A 15514-nucleotide genomic window follows, 5' to 3' on the forward strand; every position below is an offset into this window, starting at 1 on the left:
ATATGACATTTCCATTAAGCGCACCCATGTTTGATATGCTTGTACTTTCGGTGATTGCCGAAGAAGATGCTTATGGCTACCAGATCAGCCAGATCATCAAGCGTGCGTCTTCCTCCACCAAGGATTCCACCTTGTATCCGATTCTGAAGCGGCTGCAGGAGAATCTTTGTGTAGAAGCATACGACCAGCCATTTCAGGGACGCAACCGTAAATACTACACCATCACAGATGCAGGCAGGCAGTACTTAACCGAGCTGATGGATGAATGGAGCCGTTACCGCTCAATCGTAGATGATATTATAAGAGGAGGGACTGACAAATGACCAAGAAAGAATACATGAAAACACTTGCCTACAGTCTGCGGCGCCTTCCAAAAGAAGACTTCGGACAGGCAATGGATTACTTTGAAGAATATTTCGCAGAGGCAGGTTCGGAAAATGAGCAAAAGGCGATCGAGGATCTGGGTACGCCGGAAGAAGCAGCGAAGGAACTGATCCTGAACCTCGCTGCCAAAAGCATGGAAGAACCGCCGAAAACAGTAAAACGCAGCTTCAAAGCTGTCTGGGTCGGTCTGCTCGCTATATGCGCCGCTCCGATTGCGCTGCCGCTGGCGTTCTGCCTGGTAATGGTCATTGCCGCTTTGATATTTTCCGTTCTCTGCGTACTGGGCGGATTATTACTTTCAGCCTTCTGCGTGATAGCCGCGGCAGTCGTTGGATTTGTTGGAGGAATTGCGCTGCTGTTTCACAGCTTTGCCAACGGCATCGCCACATTAGGCTTCAGCCTTTCCTGTGCGGGCGTCGGTATTTTGTTCGCATATGTTTTATTCTGCCTGTGCAAATGGTTTTTACAGAAAACCGCACAATTCTTAGGACGTATTACAAAGAAGGGAGGACGTAAAAATGAAAACATTAACTAAACGGATACTGGCAGTATCTGCCATTACAGCAGGCGCCGGTCTTGCCATTATGGGGATCGGAATGGGACTTGGCGGACATCCCGGCGTTGTGTTTTCCAGTTCTGGAATCCGCTCCTCTTATGAAGAATCAGAACCTTATTTCCAGAAGAAAATGCAAATAGACGCATTTTCTAACTTGGACTTAAATATCGATTCCGAAGCAGACATCCAGATTCTTCCATCGGATGATAACAAATACTATGTAGAATATTTACTCCATGGAGATTACAGTAAGCCGGTCTGCAAAGTGGCAAATGACACTCTCACGCTCTCACAGACTGCTTCGAGGGAGCATGTGATGACTATCTTAGGATTTAATTTCAGGCCCAGTGAAACGACATCGCCATATATAACACTATACCTGCCGGAAGACACAACGTTAAAGCAAAGTGATATTTATAATGATTACGGCATTGTCGAAGTCTCCGGTCTCAAAAGCCAGGCAGTTTCCATTGACGCTTCCTATGGAAATATCATACTAGACCACATTTCTGCAAAAGATATGAAACTAAAAACCGACACTGGAACAATACTTGCAGACGCGTTAAAAGCCGATAAACTTTCTGTCGTTTCTGAATACGGTTCAGCCGAATTCAAGGAATCTGTCCTCGGTAACGCTGATTTCCAAATGGATGATGGAGATTTAGTGTTTGATATCGTAAAATCCGACTCTCTGAACGTTATTTCAGAAGACGGAAACATACATTTAAAAGATACCTCCTGCAAAACAGCAGATTTCGCGCTGGCATATGGAGATCTTGACTTTGACGCGGCAGCTATGGATAGTCTGGACTGTACAATGGAATATGGCAGCTTAAACCTGTCTCTTCCGGTGACAATTCAAAATTATCAGCTTGCGGTCGAACTGGAATACGGTGATCTCTCTCTTCCCGAAGATGCGCTGCTTGAACATTATCAGGACGAAGACGGGGAAGTATCCTATCACACCGCTTCCTCTAAAGAAAATACAGAAAAGATCATTACAATCCGCAGTCAGGACGGAAATGTAAATATCAATTACCGGTAACCAAAGGTGCCGGATACACAGATCTGCCGCTTCTGCAGATAAATAACCAGCAGAAGTGGCAGCTCCGTTATTACACCCAAATTCAAGAAACAGAAAATTTACAATGTTTCCCATTCTTTCTCTTTAAAGCCTGTCAGCACCTTATCCTCTGTGATGACAATGGGACGTTTTACAAGCATTCCATCTGTCGCCAGAAGAGATAGCTGTTCTTCTTCGCTCATATCCGGCAGCTTGTCCTTCAATTGCAATTCCTTATATACCATTCCGCTCGTATTAAAAAACCTCTTCAGCGGCAGTCCGCTCTTCTGATACCATGCAGTCAATTCGTCTTTGGTCGGATTGTCCACTTTGATATCGCGCTCCTCAAATTCCAATCCTTTTTCCATAAGATATTTCTTTGCCTTCTGGCAGGTCGTACATTTCGGATAACCTATAAATAACATCTGCTTTTTCTCCCTTTTTAAATATATTCTAATCTTTCAAAATACTGCATCAGTATATTGGTACAGTTCTCTATCCCAAGCTCAGAGGTGTCCAGAATCATATGGTAATCATTGACATCCCCCCATGTTTTGCCTGTGTGCTCATAGTAATAAGCGGCGCGTTCGCGGTCTGTCTCTTCCAGTTCGTGTTCAGCTTGTTCACAGGAACAGTCTTCCAGTTTCATGATTCGCTGAATGCGGTCCTCTTTGGATGCACAGACGAAGATATTCAGCACATTCATCCGATCCCTTAAAATATCACAAGCACAGCGGCCGAGGATGATACAAGGTGTTTCAGCGAGCTTGCGGATGGCTTCCGCCTCTGTTTCGTATGCACGCTCACCGAGCTTTTGCTCAATATATACTCTATCATATACAGGAATCTCAAGTCTTTCGGAAAGCTCCTGTGCGATCACACTGGCTCCGGTTCCAAAACGACGGCTCATAGTAATGACTAATTTCATGATTCGTTCCTCCTATTATTCTTATGTGAGATGTCGGATGACACGTTTCTATATAATTATAACACCAAATGGAAAGATGGGGAATATAAATTTGAGCTGCCGGATCTCAATTCTCCGACAGCCCGATTATATACTCCTAATCTTCTCTTTTCTCTACCACTTCACCTTGTTTTTTATAAATGCTTCCTGCCGGAACAAAACCGCGCACAGAAGAAAGCGGATAAATATTCGTATGACTTCCAACAACAGTTCCCGGGTTCAGAATACTTCCGCATCCAACCTCTACCTCATCGCCAACCATTGCGCCGAATTTCTTCATCCCTGTTTCCATATTGCCTTCTGGTGTCTTTACGACAACCAGCTTCTTATCGGACTTCACATTTGACGTAATAGAACCGGCGCCCATATGAGACTTATACCCAAGAACAGAGTCGCCGACATAGTTATAATGAGGCACCTGCACTTTATTGAACAAGATAACGTTCTTAAGCTCTGTCGAGTTGCCTACTACAGCGCCTTCACCGACAATTGCATTGCCGCGGATAAATGCACAGTGCCTTACTTCTGCATTCTTTCCAATGATGGCAGGACCATTGATGTATGCTGTCGGGGCTACCTTCGCAGATTTTGCGACCCACACATTCTCACTGCGCTTCTCATACTCCTCTTCACTCAGCTCTGCTCCCAGTTCCAGAATAAATCCACTGATCTTCGGAAGTACCTCCCACGGATAAGTCACACCATCGAATATATCCTTCGCTATTGTTTCGTCCAAAGTATATAGCTCCTGTACTGTCAGTTCCTTCATTGCTGTCCTCCTCTTCTGCCGCCGTTCAGGCAGCGCTCCTGTTACAAGTCTATTCCTTAGAGACCCGTTTTACTTTCTTTTTTGAAAATTTTCAGTTACAATTTCTGATTGTGATTTGATGATTTTTAAGGAAAACATTCGCTGTTATATTTTATTATTAAAATTTCCGTTAACCCTTGAAAACCCTAAATTTATAGCAGGTGAGCTTTCCCTTACGTTATATCTTCCCATAGGGCATTATGAACCCTGATAAGGGAAAAAAGAGGGAAATAAAATCATACAAAACATTATAACACAAAATATACGGGAATTGGTAAACTGATTGAAATGCCTCCGCGTAAAAGCCACACCACACTATCGCCGGCAAAAGTATGTCCTGATTTTCCTCAATTTGAACATCTCATGTTAATTTTGCCGAAAATGTATAAAGATTATGTAGTTTGTTCATTGCCAATTGACTATCCTTTGATTTAATCTTATTTGTAGCACCTAAAAGGTCAATATACGCAACAATATATTCATCTGTTTTTCTGTCATAAGTATCTTTATTTTTATTTACTAACATAATAACTTTTCCATCCTCCCCTATCAATAGAAATGTGTTGTTCCTAAAACTTTTTCCAAGATTCACTGGAACTGTGGTAATGTGTATCAAGAGAGGTTCGGTTTGTGCCTTTCTTGATCTTCAAATTATATTTTTCACACTCTGCTTCTAATTTGGGGAAATTCAAGCAGCGATCCCTGCCTGCAAATGACTCATTGGATAGGTATTTCTTATACAGGACATTTGCTTTATTGCAGATAACCTCATTATTCGTCTGACACCATTCCAGTTCCAAAGTACATAACTTCTTATAATATCTGATGTTTTCCCTGTCTCTCTTAAAAATGGTGGTATCAACAAGTTGTAATTGCTCTTCTTCAATAGGTATCATTAGATTAAAATTTAAAACGCCTAATAATTTTCCATTTACTTCAATTTTGGAAAAGTCCATAGAATTTTTCATGTTCTTATGTTTTTCCTTTGGCGATGAAAGTGGTATGCAATATTTGTGAACGCCACAAATAACAACAATCCCGATGAAAACCCTATTATCCTTTCCTGCTTGTGGCGAAACAGAAAGCACCTTGTCGTCTATATTATGTAGATTACGGATATATTTCATATCCACCTTGTATAATTGAAAATCTGTTTGCATATATCTCCCCGTTAAAAATGGCTATGCGTTTCCACATAGCCATTTGTGTAGTAACTCCATTAGAGTTGCTAACGCTTTTAGCAGTCCACTTTGCGGTAGGACTCACCACTAATAGTATAATACCATATCTCTGAAAATAGTCAATCGCTTTTCAAAAATAAAATAAATGTCTGGTTTCTGATTTCTATGAAATCTTTCTAATTTTACTACGACACGTTGGATAAAAATCATTAGATTATTATCCCCGTTTTTTATAATATCCCGCCGCCTTCTCATAACAGCCATGAAGCTGATGCTGGTTATTCAGTCCCTTTACTCCGTTCGTCCGGCTCACAATAAAATGATCCAGCTTCTGCATATATTCTTCCGGAGTAATATCTCCGTCGGCAACATACGTCAACCCCTTCTCCCAGCTTGCCGTCAGCTCTGGATTCAAAAGGGACTTAATGGAATTATCTACCACGTCAAACACCATTTCTCCCTGCAAAGTCGGAGTAATAATCTGTGTCTTTTTATTCAGCGCCAGATATTTGATATTGATCAGTTTTTTCAAAATTTCCGCGCGGGTGGCGCTGGTTCCGATTCCACTTCCCTTAATCTGGGCGCGTAATTCTTCATCTTCAATCAACTGTCCTGCATTTTCCATTGCAAGAATCATAGAGCCGGAATTGTATCTCTTCGGCGGAGAGGTTTCCCCTTCCTTAATATCCAGTGCTTTTACCGGAAGGACAGCGCCCTTTTTCAACCCCTGGATCATCTGGAAAAATACGGTATCCAAATTCTTTTCTGAATCCGTATTCTCTTCCCCCTGATCGCCGGTATCCTGACTGTCATTCTTCTGAACGCCGCCTGTACCGGAAACATTCTTCTGAGGAACTCCAGTTACTTTCAGATACCCTTCTTCTGCCAGCACTTTAAAGCTGGAAAAAAATTTTTCTCCCTTAATCTGTGTCGTGATTGATACCTTCTGATATACCGCAGGCGGATAGAAAATGCTTAAAAATCTCCTGACAATACAATCATACACCCGTTTCGCTGTTGCAGACACAGAATTTAACGCAGACAATCCTTGACCTGTCGGAATAATCGCATAGTGATCCGTAATCTGTTTGTCATTGACATATCTTGTTTTCGCCAGTCCCTTGTGACTTCCAAACTGCAAAATATCCTGAAGATACGGCGCTGCCATGGCATATTTGGCTAAACCATTCAAGTTCCGGCTGATTTCCTTTGCCACCGCGGTAGATAATACACGGGCGTCTGTTCTCGGATAAGTCACCAGTTTCTTCTCATACAATTCCTGTACGATCCGAAGCGTCTCGTCAGGACTGATTTTAAACCGCTTGGAACAGTCATTCTGCAGCTCTGCAAGATTATATAAAAGAGGCGGGTTCTTTTTCTCCTTTTTCTTCTCAATGGAAGTAATCTGACAGGTAAGCTTTATATTTTCCTTCCATGCCTCTTCTCTGGTCGCTTCATCCCCTGCCAGACTGCTCAGATAGGCGATCAGTTCTTCTGCCTTCTCCCTCTCCTTAAATCCATTTTCCTTATATAAATCAAAGGATTCAAAATATCTGGATCCCTGTACTGCACGCCATTCCCCTTCAAATGACTTTCCGTTTACATCCATCGTACTAAGTACACGATAAAATGGTGTTTTCACAAAATCCCGGATTTCCCGTTCCCGCCGTACTACCATTCCAAGTACACAGGTCATCACACGTCCCACGGAAATCACGGAATATTTTGTTTTCAGAAAATTAGAAATACTATTTCCATATTTCAAGGTTAAAAGTCTGGAAAAATTGATCCCCATCAAATAGTCTTCCTTGGCACGAAGATATGCAGAAGCGCTCAAATTATCATATTCCGACAAATCCTTTGCCTCCCGGATCCCCCGCAGAATCTCTTCTTCTGTCTGGGAATCAATCCACACACGCCGCCGTTCTTTCCCTTCTACATGTGCCGCCTGCTCTACAAGACGGTAAATGTACTCCCCTTCCCGTCCGGAGTCCGTGCACACATAGATACAATCCACATCTTTTCTATTCAGAAGTCCGCTGACAATCTTGAACTGCTTCGCCACTGCCGGAATCACTTCATACTTAAATTCCTGCGGGATAAACGGAAGTGTATTCAGATTCCACCGTTTCAAAGCCGGATCATACTCCTCCGGGTAACTCATAGTCACCAGATGTCCCACACACCATGTAACAATCGCTTCGTCAGATTCAAGAAACCCGTCCCCCCGTCTTGTTTTCAGTTTTAAAGCCTTGGCAAACTCCTGCGCCACGCTAGGCTTCTCCGCTATGTATACTGCTTTCCCCATAAAAATCAATATTACCTGTACTTTCCTGTAACCATACGGGCGGCGCAAAAACGCCGCCCGCTATATTTACATTATTTCCTTATACAAACTTATACGCTGTCACCGTATGATAACGCTCTCCCGCCCTACAAACCGGGCTTACAAAATTCTCTTTATTTACTGCATCCGGGAAATACTGAGTTTCAAAGCAGACCGCCTCTCTTCTGTCATACACCGTGCCCTCTTTTCCCTTTTCTCCACCAAGGAAATTGGCTGTGTACATCTGCATGCCCGGAAGATCTGTCCATACTTCCATAACAATGCCGCTCGTCTCTCCCTCTGCTTGTGCTACTTTATCAAATTTTCCATTATTTTTCAAGACCCAGTTGTGGTCATAACCGCCGCCAAACCGGATTGCCTCATAATCAGCATCGATCTCATCACCGATTGCATGTGTATTTCGGAAATCCATCGGCGTTCCAGTCACATCTACGAATTCTCCTGTCGGAATGGATTCTTTGTCTGCACGAGTAAAGTAATCTGCATGCAGAGTCACCTGATGTCCCAGAATATTTCCGCTGTTATGACCATTTAGGTTGAAATAGCTGTGATTTGTCATGTTGATCACCGTATCCTGATCCGGCATCCCGTCATATGTAATCCGCAGTTCATTCTCTTCGGTCATTTCATAAGTCACCCGCATATCCAGATTGCCCGGATACCCCTGATCTCCGTCCGCGCTGTGGAGTAAAAAGGTGACCCGCATATCCTCAACTGTCTCCGCCTCCCACATTCTCTTGTTGTATACATCGGGACCGCTGTGCAGATTATTTCCATTATCGTTTTTTTCCAACTCATACTTCCTGCCATTGATGGTAAATGCCGCGCCGCCGATCCGGTTTGCATTCCTTCCCACAGTAGCGCCTATGGAAGCACCGTCTTCCTCATATCCCGCCGCATCATCATACCCAAGTACCACATCTCTAAAATCACCGTTTTTGTCCTGCACATTCAGAGACACCAGATTTGCCCCGTATTCCGTTACAGAAACTGACATTCCCACATCATTTTGCATTGTAAACAGACGTACCTTCTGTCCGCTTTTTAAAGAACCAAATTCGCTGACTTTTATTTTTTTCATATCTCTGACTTCACTCTCCTTTTATTTTTTGCAAAAATTTTGTTCTTTTTCAATTTATAAACAAAGAATCTTTCACTCTGCTTGTTACTGTTAACTTTACTTTTTGAAGAATCCTTTAACCCTTACAAATACACCTTTCTTTTCTTCTGCCTTTACCGGGCGTTTAGCATTTAATGCCTCTTTCATAAAATATTCCTGCGCACAGATCCGCTTGTCTCCGCCTTTCTTTTTACAGTAGGTTCCATCACTCAGCATTTTCCTTGCCTTGACATTATCTGACAGCATGATATTCAGACAGCGCACCAGCCGTTTTTTAATCTGCGCATCATAAATCGGACAGGCTACTTCTACTCGTTTCTCCGTATTTCTTGTCATCATATCCGCAGAACCGATATAAACCTTCTGGTCCTCTCCCCTGCCAAACACAAACACTCGCGGATGTTCCAAGTATCGACCCACAATACTGGTCACAGACAGATTCTCCGTCTCTCCCGGAATCCCCGGCAGAATACAGCAGATTCCGCGCACAATCAAATCCACTTTCACGCCAGCTTTAGATGCTTCCGCAACTTTCCTGATAAAATCTACATCTGTCACAGAATTCATCTTCATTACAATGCGGCCTCCTGTACCCTTTTTCATCTCTTCATCCATCAAAAGTAGTACCTTCTGTTTCAGGCTGGTAGGTGATACGATCAGATGCTTATACACTCCTGACAGATTTCCGATAGCCATGTTCTTAAAAAATACAGACGCATCTTCACCGATTGACTGATTGGCTGTGATTAATGAATAATCCGTATACATTTTTGCCGTCTTTTCATTGTAGTTTCCTGTTCCGATCTGGGTAATGTAGCGGATCTCGTTCCGGCTGCGGTATGTGATCAGACAAATCTTGGAATGCACTTTATAGCCCTCAAAACCATAAATCACACGACATCCTGCCTCTTCCATCCGTTCAGACCAGTCAATATTATTCTGTTCATCGAATCTCGCCCTCAGCTCGATCAGAGCCGTTACCTCTTTCCCGTTCTCTGCTGCCGCACAGAGGTATTCTACCAGACGGCTCTTTTTCGCCAGACGATAAATCGTAATCTTAATCGTCATCACGTCCGGATCTGTAGATGCTTCACGGATCATTTGAAGGAACGGATCCATACTCTCATACGGATAAGACAGCAGTACGTCATGCTTCTTTACCTGCGCCATAACGCTTCCCTCCGCCAGAGAGGATGATGGCTGCGGTGAAAATGTCTCGTCCGTCAGAGAGCGCTTCATAGACATTGGTACTTTATCAATAATAGAAAAAATAAAATCCAGCTTCATCGGCATTTTCGTACGGAAAATACAATTCTGCGTAATCTTGAATTTCTCACAGAGATACCGCTCCATCTCCTTCTCCAGAGGGGATGCTACCTCCAGACGTACGACTCCCATTCTTCTGCGCTTATGCAGCGTTTTCTTCATAATATAACGAAAGTCGTCATTATCGGCGAATGCTTCGTCATCAGGCGAAATGTCGGCATTTCTCGTCACTCGGATATAGTTCTTGTCAGACACCTGATACTGCTCGAATACCAGTTCCAGATATTCCATGATCACCTTTTCCATCCGCACATAGCGCATATCATGCCCCGGAAGAACAACAATCCCAGATATGAATTCCGGCACCGGAACAATTCCGATCATTGTACTGCCGCTGCCCGGCTGTTTCAAATTAGCAACCACATAGATCTGGTTGTTAAGAAGATGTGGAAATGGATGATTGGCATCTACGATCTGCGGAGACAAAATCGGCAGGATCTGCTCCTTAAAATATTTCTTGATATATTTCTTCTCCGGACTCTCCAGCTCCTTTATGTTCAGTCCACAGATTCCATATGCCGTAAGCTGTTTCTTAATGTCAGAATATGTCTTGTCCCGTTCCTTATACAACGGCGCCACCGCTGCATAGATTGCCTCAAGCTGTTCTCTCGGTGTCATCCCCGACTTGCTGTCCGCCTTCTTGTTATCCATCTCTGCCATATCGCACAGACTTCCCACACGAATCATAAAAAACTCTTCCAGATTACTTGTAAAGATAGACACAAACTTCATCCGTTCCAAAAGCGGTACACTCTCATCCTGTGCCTCTTCTAATACCCGCTGATTAAAACGCAGCCATGACAATTCTCTGTTCTGCGTATATCGCAATACTTCTTTTCCCATTTCCATTCCCCTTTACTTCTGCCTTCCGGCTTCATAATCACTCAAAACAGTCCACCGGACTGTTTTATCGCATGCTTGGCAACTGAATCCGCCCTGTTTTAAGTTCGCCTTCGGTGAAAGGACGGGTTCCGCATCTATTTTATTGCCGCATATATTCCTGCAGACGCTCATATTCCTTTTCCATCAATTCATATCCGTGCGTATAAAACCCCATCAATGTGTCTGTGTCACGCTCTATTCTGGAAACGGGCTTCACCTGCGGGCGCAGTACAAAAATCTTTCCCTCCTGCTCCAGCCTGTCGATCAGATCCATCTCTCTGTTATACCAATAGCTTCTAGTGCGGATCGCCCTCACCAGATTCGGATAAGAACGATAAGCCCTTTTATATACCCTTGCCATTCCCTGAGAAATCGGCTTCTTACGATATCCTTCATTTCTCGTCAGAATCACAATAACTTTATCATTACCTTTCTTCATCGCACGTTCCACCGGAACTGAATCAGCCAGTCCGCCATCCACATAAGGAACATTATCCACATTCACAATAGGCGTGATGAGCGGCAGGCTGCATGATGCACGGCAGATTTTCATCAGCCGTTCCCTGTCTGACTTCTCTGACAAATATTCTGCCTTTCCCGTTTCACAATTGGTAGTTACGATTTCACACATGATTTCTGACTGAAAATAAGTATCATAATCAAATGGCAATTTCTCATTCGGATAAATATCAAAAATCAGATCCATATTCATCAAGCTTTTCTCCTTAACAAACTTGCCGACTCCGTAAATGTACTGCCCGCTTTTATCTGTCGGTATCATACAGTCTCTTGTGCGTCCCGGCTGCCTTGATACATAATCCACTGCATTGCATGAGCCTGCCGACACCCCGATCACATGCGATGTATAAAAATCCTGTTCCATCAGGTAATCCAGAACACCAGAAGTAAATATCCCCCTTGTTGCGCCGCCTTCTAAAACCATTGTTGCTCTCTCTATCATAATTTACCATCCTTTATTCATTCTTTGTGTTCGTGTATAATCGTAAAGTCATTATACTCTGTTTTTATGAATTCGCAAACCACTATTCTTTATATTTTTTTTAAAATTGTAACATACCTTGCTATTTCTGCTCAACTCATGTTAAGATAAGCGTTGGATATCAGTATATAAATAGGAAATACAAGGAGAATTATCATGATTAGCGCTAACAACATCACACTTCGCGTTGGAAAAAAAGCATTGTTTGAAGATGTAAATATCAAATTTACCGAAGGTAACTGTTATGGTATGATCGGTGCTAACGGCGCCGGCAAATCTACGTTCTTAAAAATTTTATCCGGTCAGCTCGAGCCTACCAGCGGCGAGGTTGTCATCACACCGGGCGAACGTCTTTCTTTCCTGCAGCAGGATCATTACAAATACGACGAATATCCTGTACTGGATACTGTCATTATGGGAAATGCACGCCTCTACGAGATTATGAAAGAAAAAGAAGTCATTTATGCCAAAGAAGACTTTACAGACGAAGATGGTATCAAAGCCAGTGAACTAGAAGCAGAATTCGCAACTATGAACGGCTGGGAGGCAGAGTCTGACGCCGCCAACCTGTTAAATGGTTTGGGCATTGAAACAGACCTGCATTACAAATATCTAAGAGACCTGACAGGTGCAGAGAAAGTCAAAGTTCTGCTTGCACAGGCATTATTTGGCAACCCGGATATCCTGCTCTTAGACGAGCCGACGAACCATTTGGATCTGGATGCCATCGCATGGCTGGAAGAGTTCCTGATCAACTTTGAAAACACTGTTATCGTCGTATCTCATGACCGTTATTTCTTAAATAAGGTCTGCACACAGATTGCGGATATCGATTACGGCAAGATTCAGCTTTATGCCGGTAACTACGATTTCTGGTACGAATCCAGTCAGCTTCTCATCCGCCAGATGAAGGAAGCCAACAAGAAAAAGGAAGAGAAAATCAAAGAATTACAGGAATTTATTTCCCGGTTCAGCGCCAATGCTTCCAAATCCAAACAGGCAACCTCCAGAAAACGCGCATTAGAGAAGATTCAGCTTGACGAAATCAAACCGTCCAGCCGTAAGTATCCTTACATTGATTTCCGTCCGAACCGAGAAATCGGTAATGAGGTATTGACCGTGGAAGGACTTTCCAAGACCATTGACGGCGAAAAGATTCTGGATAACCTGACATTTACACTGAACCACGATGACAAGGTTGCTTTTGTTGGAAGCAATGAGCTTGCTAAAACTGTACTGTTCAAGATTCTGACCGGAGAGATGGAACCGGACGAAGGAACTTATAAATGGGGAATCACTACTTCACAGGCATATTTCCCAAAAGATTTTGGCGGCGAATTTGACAACGATTACACTATCACAGAATGGCTGACCCAGTATTCTGAAAACAAAGACGCTACTTATGTCCGCGGTTTCCTCGGACGTATGCTCTTTGGCGGCGAGGACGGTGTAAAGCGTCTTAAAGTGCTTTCCGGTGGAGAAAAGGTACGCTGCCTTCTGTCTAAGATGATGATTTCCGGTGCAAATGTACTCATCCTCGACGAACCGACTAATCACTTAGACATGGAATCCATCACTGCATTGAACAACGGAATGATCAAATTCCCTGGCGTACTGTTGTTCACTTCCCGTGATCATCAGATTGTACAGACAACCGCTAACCGTATTATGGAAATCGTACCGGGCGGCAAACTGATCGATAAGATTACAACCTATGATGAATATCTGGAAAATGATGAGATGGCAAGAAAACGCCAGACTTACACTGTACAGACAGAAGACGAAGATTAAAAGTCCCTACTCAGTAAATTGCTAAATATATAATTAAAATCCCCTGCACTGTGTTGCACATACACAGAGCAGAGGATTTTTTTATAAATTCATCCTGCATAGATTTTCTTATTCACCTCTCGCTTCATTCCTTTATATACTATAATAAACAAACGAAATGAGGTTGCAAAATGTACCTGTTATTTCCAGTTGTACTTTTTATTATGATTTTCTTCTTTTTCATAAATCATGCCCGCAAAAAACGGATCATCTGTAAAATACGCTGTATGTCCTGCTGCGAAAAATGTGAGCTTTTAAACCACCTTGCAGAACCCTTTGGTTTTTGTTACGATTCAAAGCAGGATATCTTTTCCTCCCGCACTGATGCATGGCAGAAAATGTTTGGCTATGGAACTGCCTATGATAAAGCTGCCCTTCCTTTGAACATGATTTTTAACACAGAACCTGTTTATTTCAACTATGACAAAAAAACATGGCTGATTCAGATGTGGAAAGGTCAGTATGGAATCAATGCCGGAGCGGAAGTCGGTATTTATCATGCAAACCGGACCATAGCTCCCGCACTCAGACATCAGACGATATTTACTGCCGTAGATGAGTCAGAAATGCTCCCGCTTGAAATCTGTCTGTTCTTTGGGGAAGAATTGCTTTTTACCACTTCCCATACTCATTGGTGGCTGACTGGATTCTATATGGGATTCTGGGCACCGCCCGCTTCCTTAAGTGCCCGGATCAAAATCACATTCCCAAACTCAGAAATGTGCGCGTCTTTCCTTCATGCTCTGTCTGATTTAGGCTACAGACCAGGAGAATACTGTCAGGACTTAAACACCGTACACCTGCTTTTCACTCAACCCAAGACCGTATCCGCAGACCTTCTGTGGCTCAGCGACTGGCGGGAAAAATTAGCCCTGTGGCGTACAAAGATGCTCTGCATTTTGTTTTTGAAAATCACGGATCCATTCCACTGTACTGTTGACAGAATATTGTATCTATATTACTACCTGCCTTCTGTCTTTCGCAAGACCATCTGTATCCGCTCCTTCCTGCCGAAGCGGAAAGAACGAAAATATCGGAAGGGAATATTGTCATGAGCTATATGACCCGCTTAAACCGCGCCTTTTCAAAAGCTCCGATACTGCAGCTTTCAGAACAAACTTCATATGTACTGTTCAGCGACTGTCACCGGGGCACAGGCAATTCAAATGATAATTTTTTAAAGAACCGGACTCTCTACTATGCCGCCTTAACTTATTATGAACAAGAAGATTATACCTATATTGAACTTGGAGACGGTGACGAACTTTGGGAAAACCGCTGTTACTCCCGGATCATTGACATTTACCGCGATATCTTTCTAATGTTCAAAAAATTGCATGAAGAAAACCGATTGTATTTGCTCTACGGCAACCATGACCACTGTAAAAAGAACAGACGCTATTGCAAAAAACACTGCAGCACATATCAGCCTTCTTATATCTGCTGCAATAAGTGTCATACATCTGAAAAGCCTGCTGATCCCGGACACTACATCTCGCTTCTTCCCTGCATGCAGTTCTTTCCCGCACTAATTCTGAAAAATGCACAGACAGGAACTGAACTATATCTGACTCACGGACACCAGGCAGATTTCCTGAACAGTACGCTGGCTCCCTTATCCGGTTTTCTCGTCCGCTGGATTTGGAAACCATTGGAACACCTTGGTGTACAGGATCCTACCAGCGCCGCAAGAAATTACACCCGCAAACAGACAACTGAGAAGCGCCTCACTCAGTGGGCACGTCAAAATCATAAAATTCTCATCGCAGGACATACACACCGCCCTATGACCGGAAGCCCCGCTTCCCCTTACTTTAATACAGGAAGCTGCGTTCACCCAGAGAGCATTACCTGTATCGAGATCTCCGGCAATGCCCTGTTACTTGTCCGTTGGCGGTTGGATACAAAAAAAAATAGAACTATATATGTAAAGCGGGAAGTTCTGGAACATGTTATTTTATGGTGAAACAAAAAACCGGCATCATTGAGAAAAAATCCTGTTCTCAACCGTGCCGGTTTTTTTACTAATACTTATTTTGGTAACAAACAT

At 43.1% G+C, this 15514-nt stretch carries 15 protein-coding genes; 6 read left to right on the forward strand and 9 right to left on the reverse strand.

Annotated elements, in window-relative coordinates:
- Nucleotides 1-2 precede the first annotated feature (2 nt).
- From NFS18_RS07705 to NFS18_RS07715, 3 genes are read left to right on the forward strand one after another with little or no spacing between them, the layout of a single operon-like run.
- The gene (locus NFS18_RS07705) at nt 3-323 is read left to right on the forward strand and encodes a PadR family transcriptional regulator (RefSeq protein WP_251389507.1); all 321 of its coding nucleotides are present in this window, start codon (nt 3-5) and stop codon (nt 321-323) included.
- Entirely contained in the window at nt 320-919 is a 600-nt protein-coding gene (locus NFS18_RS07710; RefSeq protein ID WP_251389508.1) for a DUF1700 domain-containing protein, read from the forward strand. The genes NFS18_RS07705 and NFS18_RS07710 overlap by 4 nt, the downstream gene beginning before the upstream one ends.
- Nucleotides 903-1985, forward strand: coding sequence for a DUF4097 family beta strand repeat-containing protein (locus tag NFS18_RS07715; RefSeq protein WP_251389509.1), 1083 nt, complete (start codon nt 903-905; stop codon nt 1983-1985). The genes NFS18_RS07710 and NFS18_RS07715 overlap by 17 nt, the downstream gene beginning before the upstream one ends.
- A gap of 98 nt (nt 1986-2083) precedes the next feature.
- Here NFS18_RS07715 and NFS18_RS07720 read toward each other — a convergent pair whose 3' ends face one another.
- The 9 genes from NFS18_RS07720 to NFS18_RS07760 all read right to left on the reverse strand — a co-directional run bounded on the left by NFS18_RS07720 (nt 2084) and on the right by NFS18_RS07760 (nt 11595).
- The gene (locus NFS18_RS07720) at nt 2084-2428 is read right to left on the reverse strand and encodes an arsenate reductase family protein (RefSeq protein ID WP_251389510.1); all 345 of its coding nucleotides are present in this window, start codon (nt 2426-2428) and stop codon (nt 2084-2086) included.
- Between the two features lie 17 nt (nt 2429-2445).
- On the reverse strand, nt 2446-2931 hold the full coding sequence (locus NFS18_RS07725) for a cytidylate kinase-like family protein (RefSeq protein WP_251389511.1): 486 nt from the start codon (nt 2929-2931) through the stop codon (nt 2446-2448).
- 136 nt (nt 2932-3067) lie between these two features.
- On the reverse strand, nt 3068-3739 hold the full coding sequence (locus tag NFS18_RS07730) for an acyltransferase (protein WP_251389512.1): 672 nt from the start codon (nt 3737-3739) through the stop codon (nt 3068-3070).
- A gap of 400 nt (nt 3740-4139) precedes the next feature.
- On the reverse strand, nt 4140-4304 hold the full coding sequence (locus NFS18_RS07735; protein ID WP_251389513.1) for a hypothetical protein: 165 nt from the start codon (nt 4302-4304) through the stop codon (nt 4140-4142).
- Between the two features lie 43 nt (nt 4305-4347).
- Nucleotides 4348-4938, reverse strand: a complete 591-nt coding sequence (locus NFS18_RS07740; protein ID WP_251389514.1) for a type III toxin-antitoxin system ToxN/AbiQ family toxin — start codon at nt 4936-4938, stop codon at nt 4348-4350.
- Between the two features lie 238 nt (nt 4939-5176).
- Complete coding sequence (locus tag NFS18_RS07745) at nt 5177-7267, reverse strand: DNA topoisomerase (RefSeq protein ID WP_251389515.1); 2091 nt, start codon at nt 7265-7267, stop codon at nt 5177-5179.
- Nucleotides 7268-7346: 79 nt separating this feature from the next.
- Nucleotides 7347-8387, reverse strand: coding sequence for an aldose epimerase family protein (locus tag NFS18_RS07750; protein WP_251389516.1), 1041 nt, complete (start codon nt 8385-8387; stop codon nt 7347-7349).
- Between the two features lie 96 nt (nt 8388-8483).
- Nucleotides 8484-10595, reverse strand: coding sequence for a polyphosphate kinase 1 (gene ppk1, locus NFS18_RS07755; protein WP_251389517.1), 2112 nt, complete (start codon nt 10593-10595; stop codon nt 8484-8486).
- A gap of 139 nt (nt 10596-10734) precedes the next feature.
- The gene (locus NFS18_RS07760) at nt 10735-11595 is read right to left on the reverse strand and encodes a patatin-like phospholipase family protein (RefSeq protein WP_331477595.1); all 861 of its coding nucleotides are present in this window, start codon (nt 11593-11595) and stop codon (nt 10735-10737) included.
- A gap of 195 nt (nt 11596-11790) precedes the next feature.
- Here NFS18_RS07760 and NFS18_RS07765 point away from each other — a divergent pair, with 195 nt between their 5' ends.
- From NFS18_RS07765 to NFS18_RS07775, 3 genes are all read left to right on the forward strand, one after another.
- Nucleotides 11791-13425, forward strand: a complete 1635-nt coding sequence (locus tag NFS18_RS07765; RefSeq protein ID WP_251389518.1) for an ABC-F family ATP-binding cassette domain-containing protein — start codon at nt 11791-11793, stop codon at nt 13423-13425.
- A 170-nt stretch (nt 13426-13595) separates the two neighbouring features.
- Complete coding sequence (locus NFS18_RS07770) at nt 13596-14519, forward strand: DUF4474 domain-containing protein (protein ID WP_251389519.1); 924 nt, start codon at nt 13596-13598, stop codon at nt 14517-14519.
- Nucleotides 14516-15430 carry a metallophosphoesterase gene (locus NFS18_RS07775; protein WP_251389520.1) on the forward strand — a complete coding sequence of 305 codons (915 nt, stop codon included), beginning with the start codon at nt 14516-14518 and terminating at the stop codon, nt 15428-15430. The genes NFS18_RS07770 and NFS18_RS07775 overlap by 4 nt, the downstream gene beginning before the upstream one ends.
- Nucleotides 15431-15514 lie beyond the last annotated feature (84 nt).

The sequence above is a fragment of the Mediterraneibacter agrestimuris genome (assembly GCF_943193195.1).
GTDB lineage: Bacteria > Bacillota > Clostridia > Lachnospirales > Lachnospiraceae > Schaedlerella > Schaedlerella agrestimuris.